Raw genomic sequence first — 17,251 nt, 5'->3', positions numbered from 1 at the left:
AGCCCAGCGGCCTCACGCGCGCTGCACTGCCACAGCTCCCGCTGCGACACAAGGGAAGAAGTCTCCGACACCCCACCATTCTACCGCGACCACACCCGGAATCGAACACACGATCTAGTGAACCAAAACTACCAAGTCCACAATGGACAGACAAAGAAACGTCGCTATACCAAAAAACTCAGTACCCGCGATCGAACCGGACCACAGCCAGACCGCCACCCGGACAACGAAATCCCGCGCTTCCCGTCCAAAGCCGTCAGTAGACCGTAGCCCAACACGACGAACCAACCACGACAAGACAAGAAACCCTCACCAACTCCCGCCAGGATCAACACCCCGATCCAGCCACAAGTGTTCAACAGCCGACCTAACCTCAGCCCCGTACTCGGCACGAACCCGCAACGCACCAAGATTGTCCGCCAACTGACGCGCACTACTGACGCCGAAGAGGACATTAGCCACCGGCTCATACTCCAGACAGAAGGCGAGCGCGAGCTGAGCGCTGCTCACCCCGAACTGCGCAGCGATCCGGCCCAGCTCACCGGCGGCATCCACAATGGACTCCCGGATACCACCGACATCGGCACCGATCTTGCGCTCAGGCGTCCGGTTCCCCAGTAGTACGCCGCCTTCGAAGATGTCGGAAGCCTGCAACGCCAGACGCCCCGCCGCGAAGTGTGCGCCGTAGAACGGGCCTTCCGCCATCGAGCGCCGGACCACGCTGTACTTCAGCTGGGCGAAACCCGGCGCCGGGAGTCCTTCGCGTTCGGCGAACTCGAGTGCCGCGTCCAGGTCGGCGGCGAGCCAGTTGTTCACACCCCAGCCCGTGAACCGCCCGCGCCGGATCTGCTCGGCGACCGCGGTGACGATCCGCGGCACGTCGGGCGGCTCCCGGTAGTCGCCGACCACTACGAGATCTGCGTGGTCGACACCGGCCCGCGCCAGCGCCGTGTCCAGTTGCTCGGCGAAACCCGTGCGGGGATAGTCCCAGAGCCAGAGCTTTCCGCACAGCTGGTACTCGTCGCGGCCGATACCCGCGGCGCGCACCGCTTCGCCGAAGATCTGGTCCGTACGGGAACCCTCCGCGTGCGGGCCCATGTCGTAGTGCGCGACGTCGAACAGCGTGATGCCCGCGTCCACCGCCGTTCTGATCAGGTGCACGGCGTCGCCGAACGCCATCCTGTCCCAGGTGTTCCACGATCCGAGGCCGAGCACCGAGGTGGTGACCCCGGTCGAGCCGAGCGGCGCGGCGTGCTCTCCGGTCACGAGACTTCCTTTCCCTGGCAATGAAAACAGGGTTTAGTCTACGATCGTAGAATGAAAAACAAAAGGACCGTGGTGGTGACCGGTGGCTCCAGCGGGATCGGGCGCGGAGTCGCGGAGGCATTCCTGGCGGCGGGTGACCGGGTGGTTGTCGCCGACGTTTCCCGTGGCGCCGAGTTCGGCGCCGAGTACCGGGAACTCGACATCTCCGACGCGGAATCGGTCCGCGAAACCGTCGGCGAACTCGGCACGATCGACGTGCTGGTGAACAACGCCGGCCTCGCCGGTGGCGGCGGACCGCTGGTGGACCTGGACATCGACGTCTTCGACCGGTGCGTGCGGGTGAACTTCCGCGGCACGTTCCTGATGACGCGCGCGGTCGGCGCGCACATGATCGCCTCGAGCACGCGCGGGTCGATCGTGAACATCTCGTCCATCGGCGCGCGGCAGCCGACGCCCGGCCTCGGCCACTACGAAGCCACCAAGGCGGCCGTCGAAGCACTGACCCGGTCCGCCGCGATCGAACTGGCCCCGCACGGCATCCGGGTGAACGCCGTCGCGCCCGGCCCCGTGCACACGCCGATGACGGCCGGGCTCACCGCCGACCCCGTCGCGAGGCAGGCATGGGAGTCGCGGATTCCCCTGGGCACCATCGCGTCGGTCACCGACATCGCCCCGGCCGTCGTGTTCCTCGCTTCCGGGCAAGCCGGCCACATCACCGGTGCGAGCATTCCGGTCGACGGCGGCCAGCTCCTCACCTGAGTCCGGAGTAGACGCACCGGCCGCCGGTGAAGGTGGCTTCGACGGCGACGCCGGGCAGGGCCGCGGGATCAGCTTCCAAGGGGTTCTCCGCGAGCACGACGAAATCCGCGACCTTGCCCGGTTCGAGCGTCCCCTTCCACTCCGCCGCCCCGTCCTGCACCGCGGCCGCGGCCGTGTAGCACCGCAGCAGTCGTGTCATCAGTTCCGGGTTCGCACCCCGTGTCCCGAGCAGCCGGCACGCGGCCGCGACGTGCACGCGCCAGTCCGGTGTGACCACCGGAGCGTCGCTGCTCAACGTCAGCGGCACACCGGAGTCCAGCATTTCGCGCAGTGGCCAGGCTTTCGCGGCGATGTCCGCGCCCAGCACACCCGCGAGCGCGCCCCCCATCGCCGCCGCGATGGCGGGCTGGACGGTCAACCCGACGCCCGCCGACGCCATCGCCGCCAGCTGCGCCGGGGTGACGAGGTCTCCGTGCACGATGTGATCACCCCGGCGCAGGTTCGCGAGCGCGGCTTCGATGCTGCGATCACCGGTCGCGTGCACGCCGACCGACAGGCCCGCCGCGTGCGCCAGTGAGATCATCCCGGCCAGCTTCCGCGCGCGATCCTGGTCGTCTTCACCGTCGACGAGCAGCGAACCGTGGGAGCCGTCCGGATAGCCGTGGTGCGTCCACGCGGTGCACATCGGCGCGATGCCGTCGGCGAAGATCTTGACCCCGCTGACATCGAGCCAGTCACGGGTCGCCTCCGGTACCGGAGTGGCCAAGCCGCGTTCGAAATCGTCCAGCGTGCTCCGTCCGTCGAGCAGGCCGAACAGCCGCAGCACGGTCACTCGCGCGCGCAGCCGGCCTTCGCGCGCGAGTGCCGCGTACTCCTCCAGCACTTCCGGCGAGAAGCACCCCGTCTCGCCCGGCCCCAGCCCCGGCTCGGTGTAACTGGTGATCCCGAGCGACGTGCACAGCTCGCCCGCGCGCAGGATCGCCGCCCTCCGCTCCGCCGGGTTCGTCATCGGCGCGTCTTCCCCCGCGGTGAAGCCGTCCGCTCCGATGAGGGTGTGCGGCCACCGCGCACCGAGCCACGCCGCGTGCAGGTGCGAGTCGTTGATCCCGGGCAGCACGGTCCGCCCCGCCAGTTCCACGACCTCGGTGCCGGGTCCGAGGTGCGCGGAGACCTCGTCCCCGACCGCGACGATCCGGTCACCGGCGGCCGCGAACCCGGTCGCCACCGTGCCCTGCGCGTCGAAGGTCAGCACGGTGCCGCCTCGAACCACCAGTGAGGCCGGCGGATTCCCTTGTGCCACCATGCTTTCCTCCCGCACCTGGACTTTTTCTTCCACGACTGTAGACTAAAAACCCCCGCACCGGCGAGAGTGGAAAGGCAGCCCATGCCGATTCCCGCGAACACCGAAGCCGCGGTCCTCAGCGCGCACAACGCCGCGCTGGACCTGCGCGAGCTGCCCCTCCCCCGCGACCTCGAACCGGGTGCCGCGCTCGTCGGCCTCACCTGCGCCACGTTGTGCGGCACCGACGTGCACCTGTGGTCCGGCCAGATGACGTTTCCCGGGATGCTGCCGTTGGTGCTCGGCCACGAAATGGTCGGCGAGGTGCTCGCCACCGGCCCCGGAACCACCGACGCGCTCGGCCGCGAAGTCAGCGCGGGCGACCGCATCGGCTGGTCGGAGTCGACCTGCGGGAAGTGCCACGGATGCACGATCCTGCGCGAACCCGTCGCTTGCGAGAACCGCGGTTACGGCTTCCTGCAGCGGTCGGACCGGTTCCCCTACGCCACCGGCGGTCTGGCACGGCACTGCTACGTGACGCCCGGCGCCGCGAAGCTGCTGCTGCCCGCCGACGTCAAGGACACCTGGGCCTCGATGTCCGGGTGCGCGGGCAAGACCGTGCTCCGCGCGATCGGCAGGGCGGGCGGTATCCGGCCCGGTTCGACGGTACTGGTGCAGGGCTCCGGTGCGCTCGGCGTGTTCGCCACCGCGGTCGCCCGGATCTCCGGCGCCGGCGCCGTCATCACCGTGGGCGGGCCCGACAGCAGGCTCGAAATCGCCAAGCGTTTCGGTGCCACCGTAACGGTTTCACTCGCCTCGGACGCTCAAGAGCGAATTGAGCGGGTGCGCGAGCTGACCGGCGGCCACGGCGCCGATCACGTCTTCGACTTCGCGGGCGGCCCGACGATCGGCACCGAGGCCGTCGCCTTCGCCGCGCAGCGCGGGACGCTCGCGGTGGTCGGGTCGACCGGCCCCCAGCCCTCCCTCGTGCCACTGGGCACCGTGATGGGCAAGGAGCTCACCGTCGTCGGCTCGCTCAACGGCGACATCTCCGACTACCACCGGTCGGTGGAGTTCTTCCGCACCTTCGCCGACCGGATGCCGTGGGACGACCTGTTCAGCGCACCTGTCGGCCTGTCCGGCGCTTCGAAGCGCCTCGAATCCATGTCCCGGTTCGACGAGCTGAAGGCCGTCGTCGATCCCCGTCTGCACTGAGGAGCACCATGACCGCGATCCCCCAGCGCCGCATCGGCGGCAACGGCCCGCTCACCGGTGTGCTGTCACTCGGTTCGTGGCACACCTACGACCGGATGGACTTCGGCGAGGCGGTGCGGATGCTGCGCACCGCCGTGGACGCCGGGATCACGCTGTTCGACGTCGGCGTGTACGGCCTTCCCGGCGCCACCCCGGTGTTCACCGACGTCCTGTTCTCCGCGATGGTGCGGGCGGCGGGGCTCCGGCGCGACGACTACCTGCTGTCGTCGAAGCTGTGGCTGGAGGGCTATCCCGAGCGGGAACTGCGCCCCCAGCTCGAAAACGCGCTGTTCCGCGCCGGCGTCGACCACGCGGACCTGGTCGTCCTCGGCGATCTCCGCCGGGACGACACCGACCTGGATGCGCTCGTGCGCGACCTCGCCGCGTTACGAGAGGCGGGGTTGCTGCGGCACTGGGGTGTCAACAACTGGTCGGCCACGGCCATCCGGGCCCTCCACGACTTCGCCGAAGCCGACGGCCTGCCGGGGCCCGTCATCGCGCAGCTCAAGCACAGCGTCGCGCGAAGGTCCATTCCGGACGGTGCGCCGTTCGCCTCGGTGTTCGGCGAACTCGGCGTGACGCTGCAGTCCTCGGACGTCTTCGAAGGCGGGCTGCTGCTGGGCAAGACGGGACGGCAGATCGGGCGCGATCCCGGCGGTGTCCGCGCGGCCATCACCGCCTCGGCGCCCGAGGTCGACCGCATCGCGACCGCGCTGGGCGCGACCCCGGCGCAGCTGTGCCTCGCGTTCACCCTCACCCATCCCGCGCACACGACGACGTTGTTCGGCGCGACCAGCACCGCCCAGCTACGCGAGAACCTCGGCGCGGTGGACCTGCTCGACCGGGTCGGCGCGGACCGGCTCCGCGAACTCGTCGAGCCGTTGCGCGCGGATCGGGGCGTCGTCGATCCGGAGGGGCCGTGAACGCGCCGGGGCCGGACGACGGCTTCGATCCCGAACTCGCCGAAGCGCTGCAGGCACTTCCCACCGGCCCTCCGCTGACCGGCGAGACGCTGTCCGCCGTCCGCGAAGCGGTGCGCGCGGAGAACCTCACCTGCGCCGAAGCCGTCGGCGACCGGGACATCGTCTGGGAAGACCGGGTCATCCCGGGCACCGGTATCACCGTGACGGTCCTGCGGCCGAGTGACCCGCGGCCGGGCGCACCGGGGTTCTACAACATCCACGGCGGCGGCATGGTGATGGACGACCGGTTCTCCGATCTGCCGCGGCTGGTCCCGCTGGTTGAGGAATTCGGCTTCGTCGCGGTGACCGTCGAGTACCGGCTGGCGCCGGAGCATCCCCATCCGGCGCCCCTCGAAGACTGCTACGCGGGCCTGGTCTGGATGGCGAAGAACGCGGCCGAGCTCGGGGTCGACCCCGCGAAGATCATCATCGGCGGCGGCAGCGCGGGTGGCGGGCTCAGCGCGGGCGTGGCACTGCTGGCACGGGATCGCGGCGGCCCGGCACTCGCCGGGCAGCTCCTGCTGTGCCCGATGATCGACGACCGCAACGACTCACCGTCCACAGTGGAGTACGCGACGCGCGGGGTGTGGAGCCGGGCCGCCAACGGGTTCGGCTGGAAGTCGCTGCTCGACGGCACGATGTCGTGGTACGCCGCGCCATCGCGGGCGATCGACCTCTCCGGACTGCCGCCCGCGTTCATCGAGGTCGGCGCCGCGGAGATCTTCCGCGACGAGGACATCGCGTACGCCGACACGCTGTGGCAGGCGGGCGTACCCGCCGAACTGCACGTGTGGGCGGGCGCGTACCACGGGTTCGACCGGATCGCACCGCACAGCGAGGTGACCGCGGCCGCGCTCGCGGCCAGGAGTTCCTGGCTGCGCCGCGTACTCGCCGCCTAACCGTCCACGAGGAACCCCGCGGCGCGCTCCCCGACGAGCACCGCGGGCGCGTTCGTGTTGCCGGTGATCACCCTCGGCAGCACCGACGCGTCCGCGACGTGCAACCCGGCCAGGCCGTGCACCGCGAGCCGGGGGTCGACGACCGCGAGCGCGTCGGCGCCCATCCGGCAGGTGCCGACCTGGTGGTGGTAGGTGATGGCGGTCTGCCGGACGTAGTCGCGAACGTCGCGGGAGGGCCCGGGGTACAGCTCGCGCGCGCCCCACTCCGCGAGCGCCTGCGCCCTGCCGATCTCGCTGCACTGTTCGACGGACGCGACCAGGCTTTCGAAGTCGGCCGGTTCCGCCAGCGCGGCGAGGTCGATCAGCGGCTCGTCGCCGGGTTCGGGCCCGGAAAGCCGGAGACTTCCCCTGCTTTCCGGTGACACCATGCCCGCCATCAGCGAGAACCCGGTGTCCGGGCCGGTCATCCACGGTTCGTACATCGGCACGCTGAAGTGGATCGGCTGGGTGTCGGGCACGGCGAGGCCGGGGCGGCTGCGCCAGAACAGGTGGGTCTGCGTCACCGAACGCCCCGGCGACGGGGGTGCGACCTCGCGGCGGTCGGTGGCGAAGATGACCGGCGAAAGGAGGTGGTCGTGCAGGTTCCGGCCGACGCCGGGCAGGTCCGCGACGACCTCGATCCCCAGCGCCGCGAGCTCGTCCGCCGGCCCGACACCGCTGCGCAGGAGTATCGCGGGCGAGGAAAGCGCACCCCCGGCGAGGACGACGTGGCCGGCCATGATCCGTTCGGCCCGCCCGCCGATTTCGGCGGCCACCCCGATGGCGCGCGTGCCGTCGAACAGGACCCGGTGCACGGTCGCTCCCGTGTGGACGGTCATCCGGTCCGCGACGGGCTCGGCGTAGGCGAGCCACGTGTTGAGCCTGCGCCCGTCGCGCAGGGTCACCCGCTGCACGGAAACACCGTCGAGACGATCGGCGTGGTAGTCCGGGTTGTACGGCACCCCTGCCTGTACCGCGGCCTCCACAATGGACTGCTGAATCGGGTGGAGCGGTTCGTTCGGCGCGATCTCGAGCAGATCGGACTCGATGCGCTCGAACAGCGGCAGCACGTCGTGCCACGCCCAGCCGGGCACCTCCCAGCCGTCGTAGTCCCGCGGCGCGCCGCGGACCCACACCATCGCGTTGAGCGAGTGCGAGCCCCCGAGCACCTTGCCCCGGGGCAGGTGCAGCCTGCGGTTCGCCGCGTGCTCCTGCGGCACCGTGTAGTGGTCCCAGTCCTCGGGACCGTGCCACAGCTCCGCCGCGCGGGACGGGTCGTGGATCGCCGGATTCGTGTCCGTGCCGCCCGCCTCGAGCAGTGTCACCCGCGCACCCGCGTCGACCAGCCGCCTGGCCACGACCGAACCCGCCGAACCCGCACCCACCACGATCACGTCCATGGCCCCAGCCTGGCAAGATGACGGCGCGGCGCCGCCGGGACGCCGGAATCCCTTCGCTGGCCGACAATCGGCGTGCCCTGCCGGACAAGACCATGGCACGCCCCGCACCCGATACTCGATCACCACGGGCCTTCGCGGCCTGAGGAACGCCCCGAGATCGGCAAGGAGCACGGGATGGCCACACGCCTGTTCATCGACGGACAGTGGACCGAAGCGCGTGGTGGCGCCATCCCCACCTTCGATCCCGCCACCGGCAAGGTGATCGACGAGGTGGGCACCGCATCGGCCGTCGACGTGGACTCCGCCGTCTACGCCGCGAGGCGCGCGCTCGACGCGCCGGAGTGGGCCGGCCTGCTCCCGGTGCGGCGGGCCGCGCTCCTGTTCCGGCTCGCGGACCTCGTCGAGGAGCACCACGAAGAGCTGGCCGCGCTCGAAACCCGCGACCAGGGCCAGCCGATCGGTGTCTCGCGCCAGGTCAGCGTCACCGGCGCGGCCGAGCACCTCCGGTACTTCGCGGGCTGGGTCACCAAGATCCAGGGCACCACGAACCCGGTGTCGTTCCCCGACACGTTGCACTACACCCGCCGCGAGCCGGTCGGGGTGAACGCGCTCGTCCTGCCGTGGAACTTCCCGCTGATGATCCTGGTCTGGAAGCTCGCACCGGCGCTCGCGACCGGGAACACCGTGGTGATCAAGCCGAGCGAGGTCACCCCGCTGACCGCGATCCGGCTGGTGGAGCTGGCGAACGAGGCCGGGATCCCGCCCGGCGTGGTCAACCTCGTCACCGGCGACGGCGCGGTCGGGGCGATGCTCAGCTCACACCCCGACATCGACCACCTGTCCTACACCGGGTCCACCGCGGTCGGGAAGCTCATCACGGCGGCCAGCGCGGAATCCAACCTCAAACGGCTCACGCTCGAACTCGGCGGGAAGGCGCCCAGCCTGATCGCCGCCGACGCCGACATCGACGCCGCGGTCGCCGGGAACCTGGCTGGCGCGACGCTCAACACCGGTCAGGTCTGCGCCGCGTACACGCGGTTCTACGTGGACCGCAAGCGCGAGCAGGAGTTCGTCGACAAGCTCGCGCGCGGGCTGGAGGACCTCCAGATCGGGCCCGGCATCGACGAGCGGACCCAGCTCGGGCCGCTGGTGTCGGCCAAGCACCGCGAACACGTCGACGTGCTCGTCTCGATCGGGCGCGAGCAGGGCGCGGAACTCGTCACCGGCGGCAGCGCCGTCGACCGCGAAGGCTACTTCTACTCCCCCACCCTCTTCGCGGGCGTCACCGACGAGATGACGATCATGCGCGAGGAGATCTTCGGCCCGGTACTGGCGGTCACCTCCTACGACGACGGGGACGAAGTGCTGGCGCGCGCCAACGACACCGACTACGGGCTCGCGGCGACGGTGTGGACGCGGGACATCGGTACCGCACAACGGTTCGCGAACGGGATCAGGGCGGGCGCGGTGTTCGTGAACATGCCGCCGATACCGGACATGGCCGCGCCGTGGGGCGGCTACAAGGCTTCCGGCTGGGGCCGCGAGATGGGCCCGTGGGCGATCGACGCCTACACCGAGACCAAGTCCGTGTGGCTCCACTACGGCGGGTGAAACCGGTGGCAGGGCTCACCGCTTCACTTGGCCATAGATCGTATATGATTTATGATATGTTGCCAGCTGACCAGGCAGGAAGCCACGCATGACGACCGATTCCGACGTGCCACGACGGCCGGGTAAGATCATCGCGCTGCATCTCAACTACCCGTCACGGGCGGCGCAGCGCGGGCGCACGCCCATTCACCCGTCGTACTTCCTCAAACCGCCGACCTCCGTCGCGGCGAGCGGGGACGCGCTCGAACGCCCGATGGGCACCGAACTGCTCGGCTTCGAGGGCGAGATCGCCCTGATCATCGGGAAGCGCACCCGCCGCGTCCACCCCGAGGACGGATGGGCGCACGTCTCCGGGGTGACCGCCGCGAACGACTTCGGCGTGTACGACCTCCGCTACGCCGACCGGGGCTCCAACCTGCGGTCCAAGGGCGGCGACGGCTTCACCCCGCTCGGCCCGTCGGTGCTGCCCGCCCGCGAGCTCGACCCGGCCGCGCTGCGCGTGCGCACCTGGGTCAACGGCGAGCTGGCCCAGGAGGACACCACCGCCGGTCTGCTGTTCGCGTTCGGGCGGCTGGTGGCCGACCTGTCCCAGCTCATGACGCTCGAACCCGGCGACGTGATCCTGACCGGCACGCCTGCCGGCGCGTCGGTCGTCCGGCCCGGCGACGTCGTGGAGGTGGAGGTCGACTCCGCGGACCGCACCACCGGCCGCCTGGTCACGCCGGTCGTCGACGGGACCGTCCCGTTCGGACAGTACGGTGCTCTGCCGAGGGTCGACGGGCGGCAGCGCGCGGAGGCCTACGGCACTCCGTCGTTCGCACTGACCGACGACCTCAAGCGACGGCTCACCAGCGTCGGCACCGCGACCCTTTCCGCGCAGCTCCGCAAACGCGGCTACAACGACGTTTCGATCGACGGCCTCACCTCGACCACGCCGGGTGCCAAGCTGGTCGGCCGGGCGCGCACGCTGCGCTACCTGCCGTACCGCGAAGACCTCTTCCACGCGCACGGCGGCGGGTACAACGCGCAGAAGCGCGCGTTCGACTCGCTGGAATCCGGTGACGTGCTGGTGATGGAGGCCCGCGGCGAGCACGGCACCGGGACGGTCGGCGACATCCTCGCGTCGCGCGCCAAGGTGCGCGGCGCGGCGGGCATCGTGACCGACGGCGGCGTCCGCGACGTCGAGGCGGTCACCGCGCTGGGCATCCCGACCTACCACTCCGGGGCACATCCCGCGGTGCTCGGCAGGCGGCACGTGCCGTGGGAGGTCGACGTCTCGATCGCCTGCGGCGGCGCCGCCGTGCAACCGGGTGACATCGTCGTCGGCGACGCGGACGGCGTGCTGGTGATCCCACCGCCGCTGGTCGAAGAGGTGGTCGACGCCGCGATCGAGCAGGAGCTCCAGGAAACGTTCATCGCCGAGCAGGTGGCCGCCGGCGAACGGGTCGAAGGCCTGTACCCGATGAACGAAGAGTGGAAGTCGAGGTACGCCGCATGGCTCACGAGGCGGTGAACTCGCACGCGCTGAGCAAGTCCCAGCTCGCCTACCAGTGGATCAAGGCCCGCATCGGCGACGGCACGTTCTCCCCCGGCTACCGCCTCGTGCTCGGGCAGATCGCGCAGGAGCTCGGCGTCAGCGTGGTGCCGGTCCGCGAGGCGATCCGGCTGCTCGAAGCCGAGGGGCTGGTGACCTTCGAGCGCAACGTCGGCGCGCAGGTCGCGATGGTGGACGAAATCGAATACCAGCACACGATGCAGACCCTCGCGCTGGTCGAGGGGTACGCGACCGCGCTCACCGCTCCGCTGCCCCCGAAGACCATCGCCACCGCGAAGAAGCTCAACGCCGAGCTGACCGCGTGCCTCGACGACTTCGAACCGAAGCGGTTCACCTCGCTCAACCGCGAGTTCCACTGGGCGCTGTTCGACGCATGCCCGAACCCGCAGGTGCTCGACCTGGTCAACCGCGGCTGGAACCGGCTGAGCGGGCTGCGCACGTCGACGTTCAGCTTCGTGCCGGGCCGCGCGCACGAATCGGTGCGCGAACACGACCGGATACTCGGCCTGCTCGAACAGGGCGCGCCCGCGAGCGAAATCGAACAAGCCGTGCGGGAGCACCGCCTGGCCACCCTGGACGCCTTCCTGGCGTACCAGGCCGAACGTCACGCCTGACGAGAAACACCCCCCAGGGAGGGAACCCATGCGATTCCGGTCGGACCCCCGGTCCGTCAAGGGCTCGATCGCGCCGTTGATGACACCGTTCACGGCCGACGGCGATGTCGACCACGCCGGGCTGGCGAACCTGGTGCGCTGGCAGCTTTCCGCGGGCTCGCACGGTATTTCGATCGGCGGCTCCACCGGTGAGCCCGGCGCGCAGACCATCGCCGAACGCGCCGAAGCGATCCGGACCGTCGCGGCGGCGGTCGGCGACCGCGTCCCGTTCGTGCCCGGCACCGGTTCGGCCAAACTGGACGAGACGCTCGAACTCACCGCCGCCGCACGGGACGCGGGTGCGGACGCCGCGCTCGTCATCACGCCGTACTACGCGCGTCCGACGCAGGAAGCGCTCTACACCTGGTACCGCACGGTCGCGCTGGAGTTCCCCGACCTGCCGATCGTTGCCTACAACGTGCCGAGCCGGACCTCGGTGGACATCGCGCCGGAGACCGTGGCGCGGCTGTTCGGCGAGCTGGACAACTTCGTCGGCGTCAAGGAGACCACGAAGGACTTCGAGCACTTCTCGCGCGTGCTCCACCTGTGCGGCCCCGAACTGCTGGTGTGGTCCGGGATCGAACTGCTCTGCCTGCCGCTGCTCGCGCTCGGCGGCGCCGGTTTCGTCAGCGCGACGGCGAACATCGCGCCCGCCGCCTGCGCGGAGATGTACGAGGCATGGCAGTCGGGCGGCCTCGCCCGCGCCAGGGAAATCCACTACGGCCTGCACCCGCTGGTCGACCTGCTCTTCGTCGAGACCAATCCCGCGCCGGGCAAGTGGGTGCTCGAACAGCGCGGGCTGATCGGGTCCGGTTTCGTGCGGCCGCCGCTGATCACCCCCACCGCGCCCGGCGTCGGCCGGATCAAGGACCTGATGGCGCGGGGCGAAAGGTACCTGACCGCCACCGAAGGCTTCACCGTGGAAGGAAAGTAGGCATGGCGAAGCACTACATCCCCGATGGCCTGCCGTCGAAGATCCAGCACTACATCGGCGGCGCACTGGCCGACAGCGTGTCCGGCAAGACCTTCGACGTGCTCGACCCGGTGTCGAACCAGCCCTACGTCGCGGCCGCGGCGGGGCAGGCCGAGGACATCGACCTCGCCGTCGCCGCCGCGCGCAAGGCGTTCACCGACGGCCCGTGGCCGGGCATGGTCCCCCGCGCACGGGCGACGGTGCTCAACAAGATCGCCGACGCCGTCGAGGCGCAGGACGCCCGCCTGGCCGAGCTGGAAACCTTCGACACCGGCCTGCCGATCACCCAGGCGCTCGGCCAGGCACGGCGTGCCGCCGAGAACTTCCGGTTCTTCGCCGACCTCGTCGTCGCGCAGGCCGACGACACCTACCGGGTGCCGGGGCGGCAGGTGAACTACGTGCACCGCAAGCCGATCGGGGTGGCCGGGCTCATCACGCCGTGGAACACCCCGTTCATGCTGGAGAGCTGGAAGCTCGCGCCGGCACTGGCATCGGGGTGCACGATCGTGCTCAAGCCGGCGGAGTTCACCCCGCTCTCGGCGAGCCTGTGGGCCGGGATCTTCTCCGACGCCGGGCTGCCCGACGGGGTGTTCAACCTCGTCAACGGGTTCGGCGAGGAAGCGGGCGACGCGCTGGTCCGCCATCCCGACGTCCCGCTGATCTCGTTCACCGGCGAGACCACCACCGGCCAGACGATCTTCCGCAACTGCGCGGCCGGGCTCAAGGGCATGTCGATGGAGCTGGGCGGCAAATCGCCCGCCATCGTGTTCGCCGACGCCGATCTCGACGCGGCGCTGGACTCGACGCTGTTCGGGGTGTTCTCGCTCAACGGTGAACGCTGCACCGCGGGTAGCCGGATCCTCGTCGAACGCGGGATCTACGACGAGTTCTGCGAGCGCTACGCCGAGCGGGCGCGGAACATCGTGGTCGGCGATCCGCACGATCCGGCGACCGAGGTCGGCGCGCTCGTCCACCCGGAGCACTACGACAAGGTGATGCGCTACGTCGAACTCGGCAAGTCCGAGGGGCGGCTCCTCGCCGGCGGCGGGCGTCCGTCCGGTTTGGACACCGGGAACTACGTGGCGCCGACGGTGTTCGCCGACGTCCGCCCGGACGCGCGGATCTTCCAGGAGGAGATCTTCGGCCCGGTCGTCGCCATCACCCCGTTCGACACCGAGGCCGAGGCGCTTTCCCTTGCCAACGAAGTGAAGTACGGGCTCGCCGCCTACCTCTGGACCTCCGACCTGAACCGCGCGCACACGTTCGCGCAGTCGGTGGAAGCGGGGATGGTCTGGCTCAACTCGCACAACGTGCGCGACCTGCGGACGCCGTTCGGCGGGGTCAAGGCGTCCGGGCTCGGGCACGAAGGCGGCTACCGCTCGCTCGACTTCTACACCGACCAGCAGGCGATCCACGTGTCGCTCGGGCCCGTCCACACCGCCCGTTTCGGGGCCACACCGAAGGAACAGTCATGACCGAGGCCCCACCGGACGTGCTCCGCTGCGCCTATGCCGAGCTGGTCGTCACCGATCTCGCCGCGTCCCGCGCGTTCTACGTCGACGTGCTCGGCCTCGTCGTCACCCACGAGGACGGCGACGCGATCTACCTGCGCGCGTTCGAGGAGTTCCTGCACCACTCGCTGGTGCTGCGCAAGGGTGAGGTGGCCGCGCTCGCCGCGCTGGCCTACCGCGTTCGGTCGGCGGCGGACCTCGATCTGGCCGAGGGCTACTACCGGGAACTGGGCGTCCGCGTCGAACGGCGCCCCGCGGGCGCTACGCGGGGCATCGGCGAGGCCGTGCGGATCGAGGACCCGCTCGGCTTCCCCGTCGAGTTCTTCCACGAAGCCGAACACGTCGAGCGGTTCACCCAGCGCTACGACGTCCACGGTCCCGGCGCACTGTCCCGTTTGGACCACTTCAACATCGCCACCCCGGACGTGCCCGCCGCGCGGGACTACTACGAGGGGCTGGGCTTCCGGGTGTCGGAGGACATCCAGGACGACGAAGGCACCGTCTACGCGGCTTGGATGTTCCGCAAGCCGACCGTGCACGACGTCGCACTGACCGGTGGCGACGGCCCGCGCCTGCACCACATCGCCTTCGCCACCCACGAACGGCACCAGATCCTGCACATCTGCGATCACCTCGGCGCGCTCCGGCAGTCCGGCATGATCGAGCGCGGTCCCGGCCGCCACGGCGTTTCGAACGCCTTCTACCTCTACGTGCGCGATCCGGACGGCCACCGGATCGAGATCTACACCCACGACTACTACACCGGCGACCCGGACAACCCGGTGATCACCTGGGACGTCCACGACAACCAGCGCCGCGACTGGTGGGGCAACCCCGTGGTGCCGAGCTGGTATTCGGACGCCTCGCTCGTCCTCGATCTCGACGGGCGGCCCAAGCCGGTCATCGCCCGCGCCGAAGCCCGCGAGTCCGACGTGACCGTGGGCGCGGACGGGTTCGCCCGCACCGCGGACCAGGAAGGGTTCAAGCTCGGGCACCAGGTCTGAACGCGGTCCCGCGCGGCTCCTTCGTGGCACACGGGGCGAACCGCACGGAGGAGGTCGGCGGGCGCTCGGCTGGGGCGGCACCGGCCGGACGTGCGGATCGGGCCGTGGGAGGAGACGCTGGCGAAGGCCAGATCCCTGACACGGCACTCGTCGTCAGTGCCGTGTCAAGGGTGTGCCCGGACGCGTCAAGGTCGCGTCCGTGGCGAAGCGGAACCGCGCGGCGAAGGGCGACGCTGGCGGGAACTCACGACGTACCGGGTCGTGGTGAGTTCCCGCGAGACGAAGGAGCGTTCGCCGAAGATGAGCGACATCGGGTACACGATCCTGCTGATCAGCGTGTTCGTGGTACTGGCCATGGCGCTGCGGCTGGCGGAGCACCGGCTGCGCCACCGCGATGACGCCGATCAGACGGCAGGACGCCGCCCGGCGCGGTAGGAAGGCGGCTATGACCGATGACTTTCGCGCGGCAGCGAACAAGATGCTGGCGGACTCGGCGGCCGACCCGTGGGCGTGGCTGACCCCGTCCCCGTACGAGTGCGCGCGGCTGGTGTCCGACGCGCCGTGGCTGGGCGGGCACGCGGAGCGGTTGCGGTTCCTGTGCGCGGAACAGGGCCCCGACGGTGCGTGGGGACAGGACGGGTACGCGTTCAACGGCACGCTCAGCGCGACCGAAGCGCTGCTCGCGGTGCTGGCGAGGAACGAGCCCGCCGACGACGTGGTGCCCCGCGACCGGATGCGGGCGGCGGCCACGCGGGGATTGGCGGTGATCCGCGAATGGCTCGCCCCGGGCGGGCGGTACGCGGGCGGCGCGCCGATCACCATCGGGGTCGAGCTGATCGTGCCGATGCTCGTCGACCGGCTCAACGGTCATCTCGACCGGCTCGGGCAGCCGCGGCTGGCACCGCCGGCGGGATGCGCGCTCGACCGCCTCGCGGAACTGCGCCGGGACGCCGAGCAGGGCAAGCCGCTGCCGGACGACCTGTGGCACGCCTGGGAAATCGCCACTCCGGCGGGTCCGCCGTGGCCGGCTCCGCACCCGTACGCGGGTTCGGTGAGCTGCTCCCCCGCGGGCACGGCGGGCTGGCTGCGCGAGGCGCCCGACCCGGACAGCCCCGCCGGCCGCTTCCTCGACGGCCTGCAACGCGACCGCGGCGGCCTGGTCCCGGTCGCGGCGCCGATCGATCTCTTCGAGCAGGCCTGGGTGCTGAACACCTTCGTCTGGCACGGCGTCGGGCACGACTGCCCCGAGATCGTGCTCGACCGCATGGAAGCGGAACTGGGCGAGTACGGGATCGCGGGCGGCAAGGGCCTCACCGTGGACGGCGACGACACCGCCGCCGTGCTGAACGCGCTCCTGTGCCACGGACGCGAACCGAGCCTCGACGGCCTGATGAAGTACTGGACCGGCGACCACTTCGAGATCTACCCCGGCGAATCGATCTCGTCGCCCGCGACCAACGGCCACACGATCGGCCTGCTCGGCCGGTACGTCGCCGAGCGGCAGGCGGCGCGGGAGCGGTTCGAGCCGGTGTTGCGGCGCAATATCGACTGGCTGCTCGACCAGCAGGACGACTGCGGTAGCTGGACCGACTTCTGGCACTGTTCTCCTTACTACGCCACGGTTTGCGCGGTCGAAGCGCTCTCGGTGTACGGCGGCAGGCGCTCGGCGGAAGCGGTCCGCCGAGCCGTCGACTGGACGCTCGAGACCCGGCAGCCGGGCGGCGGCTGGGGCGTCCGCTGGGTGACCATGGAAGAGACCGCTTACGCCACGCTGATCCTGCGTGCCGGATCGGGGCAGGGGGTCGCGGAAGCGTTCGACGCCGCGGAACCGGTGCTGCGGGACGGAGTCGTCGACGAGACGATCACGCAGCTGTGGCTGGTCAAGGATTTCTTCTCGCCGATACGGGTGGTGCAGGCGGCCGTGCTGGCGGCCAGCCACACGATCGCGCGAGCCCGCTGAAGACCAGCCATGGTGAGTACAGCTCCCGTGGTGTCAGGCGGTGATGTCCGCGGTCTGCTGGGGGGTGGCCGCGAGCCGGCGGGATTTCACGGCGAGGATGATCATGACGGCGGGGATGAGGATGTC

At 70.4% G+C, this 17,251-nt stretch carries 15 protein-coding genes; 12 read left to right on the top strand and 3 right to left on the bottom strand.

The window, feature by feature from the left end; translation table 11 throughout:
* Positions 1–309: 309 nt before the first annotated feature.
* Positions 310–1,266 carry an aldo/keto reductase gene (locus tag ABD256_RS43270; RefSeq protein WP_344432084.1) on the bottom strand — a complete coding sequence of 319 codons (957 nt, stop codon included), beginning with the start codon at positions 1,264–1,266 and terminating at the stop codon, positions 310–312.
* Positions 1,267–1,317: 51 nt separating this feature from the next.
* Here ABD256_RS43270 and ABD256_RS43265 point away from each other — a divergent pair, with 51 nt between their 5' ends.
* A complete protein-coding gene (locus tag ABD256_RS43265; protein WP_344432082.1) occupies positions 1,318–2,025 on the top strand; it encodes an SDR family NAD(P)-dependent oxidoreductase in 708 nt (235 codons plus the stop codon).
* Here ABD256_RS43265 and ABD256_RS43260 read toward each other — a convergent pair.
* The gene (locus ABD256_RS43260) at positions 2,018–3,361 is read right to left on the bottom strand and encodes an amidohydrolase (RefSeq protein WP_344432080.1); all 1,344 of its coding nucleotides are present in this window, start codon (positions 3,359–3,361) and stop codon (positions 2,018–2,020) included. The two genes, ABD256_RS43265 and ABD256_RS43260, sit on opposite strands and share 8 nt — an antisense overlap.
* A 48-nt stretch (positions 3,362–3,409) precedes the next feature.
* On the opposite strand from ABD256_RS43260, the gene ABD256_RS43255 reads away from it, so the two are divergent.
* From ABD256_RS43255 to ABD256_RS43245, 3 genes are read left to right on the top strand one after another with little or no spacing between them, the layout of a single operon-like run.
* The gene (locus tag ABD256_RS43255; protein WP_425546619.1) at positions 3,410–4,519 is read left to right on the top strand and encodes a zinc-binding dehydrogenase; all 1,110 of its coding nucleotides are present in this window, start codon (positions 3,410–3,412) and stop codon (positions 4,517–4,519) included.
* An 8-nt stretch (positions 4,520–4,527) separates the two neighbouring features.
* Entirely contained in the window at positions 4,528–5,481 is a 954-nt protein-coding gene (locus tag ABD256_RS43250) for an aldo/keto reductase (RefSeq protein WP_344432078.1), read from the top strand.
* Complete coding sequence (locus ABD256_RS43245; RefSeq protein ID WP_344432076.1) at positions 5,478–6,419, top strand: alpha/beta hydrolase; 942 nt, start codon at positions 5,478–5,480, stop codon at positions 6,417–6,419. Before ABD256_RS43250 ends, ABD256_RS43245 begins: the two co-directional genes overlap by 4 nt.
* Here ABD256_RS43245 and ABD256_RS43240 read toward each other — a convergent pair.
* Positions 6,416–7,858 (bottom strand): GMC family oxidoreductase, encoded by a 1,443-nt coding sequence (locus ABD256_RS43240; RefSeq protein ID WP_344432074.1) that lies wholly within the window; start codon positions 7,856–7,858, stop codon positions 6,416–6,418. The genes ABD256_RS43245 and ABD256_RS43240 overlap by 4 nt on opposite strands.
* A gap of 174 nt (positions 7,859–8,032) precedes the next feature.
* Between ABD256_RS43240 and ABD256_RS43235 the strand changes: the two genes are divergently transcribed.
* From ABD256_RS43235 to ABD256_RS43200, 8 genes are all read left to right on the top strand, one after another.
* Positions 8,033–9,469: an aldehyde dehydrogenase family protein gene (locus ABD256_RS43235; protein WP_344432072.1), complete on the top strand. Its 1,437-nt coding sequence runs from the start codon at positions 8,033–8,035 to the stop codon at positions 9,467–9,469.
* Positions 9,470–9,557: 88 nt separating this feature from the next.
* Entirely contained in the window at positions 9,558–10,982 is a 1,425-nt protein-coding gene (locus ABD256_RS43230; RefSeq protein WP_344432070.1) for a fumarylacetoacetate hydrolase family protein, read from the top strand.
* On the top strand, positions 10,964–11,638 hold the full coding sequence (locus ABD256_RS43225) for a GntR family transcriptional regulator (protein ID WP_344432068.1): 675 nt from the start codon (positions 10,964–10,966) through the stop codon (positions 11,636–11,638). Before ABD256_RS43230 ends, ABD256_RS43225 begins: the two co-directional genes overlap by 19 nt.
* Positions 11,639–11,666: 28 nt before the next feature.
* Positions 11,667–12,611 carry a 4-hydroxy-tetrahydrodipicolinate synthase gene (gene dapA, locus ABD256_RS43220; RefSeq protein ID WP_344432065.1) on the top strand — a complete coding sequence of 315 codons (945 nt, stop codon included), beginning with the start codon at positions 11,667–11,669 and terminating at the stop codon, positions 12,609–12,611.
* Positions 12,612–12,613: 2 nt separating this feature from the next.
* Entirely contained in the window at positions 12,614–14,125 is a 1,512-nt protein-coding gene (gene hpaE / locus ABD256_RS43215) for a 5-carboxymethyl-2-hydroxymuconate semialdehyde dehydrogenase (protein ID WP_344432063.1), read from the top strand.
* On the top strand, positions 14,122–15,165 hold the full coding sequence (hpaD, locus tag ABD256_RS43210; RefSeq protein ID WP_344432061.1) for a 3,4-dihydroxyphenylacetate 2,3-dioxygenase: 1,044 nt from the start codon (positions 14,122–14,124) through the stop codon (positions 15,163–15,165). Before hpaE ends, hpaD begins: the two co-directional genes overlap by 4 nt.
* A 300-nt stretch (positions 15,166–15,465) precedes the next feature.
* Positions 15,466–15,600 carry a hypothetical protein gene (locus tag ABD256_RS43205; protein ID WP_344432058.1) on the top strand — a complete coding sequence of 45 codons (135 nt, stop codon included), beginning with the start codon at positions 15,466–15,468 and terminating at the stop codon, positions 15,598–15,600.
* A 10-nt stretch (positions 15,601–15,610) separates the two neighbouring features.
* Positions 15,611–17,125 carry a prenyltransferase/squalene oxidase repeat-containing protein gene (locus tag ABD256_RS43200; RefSeq protein ID WP_344432056.1) on the top strand — a complete coding sequence of 505 codons (1,515 nt, stop codon included), beginning with the start codon at positions 15,611–15,613 and terminating at the stop codon, positions 17,123–17,125.
* Positions 17,126–17,251: the final 126 nt, after the last annotated feature.

The sequence above is a fragment of the Amycolatopsis minnesotensis genome, from assembly GCF_039529815.1.
Taxonomy (GTDB): domain Bacteria; phylum Actinomycetota; class Actinomycetes; order Mycobacteriales; family Pseudonocardiaceae; genus Amycolatopsis; species Amycolatopsis minnesotensis.
Note: the sequence above shows the minus strand (reverse complement) of the source record. Positions and strands in the feature narration are given on the sequence as shown.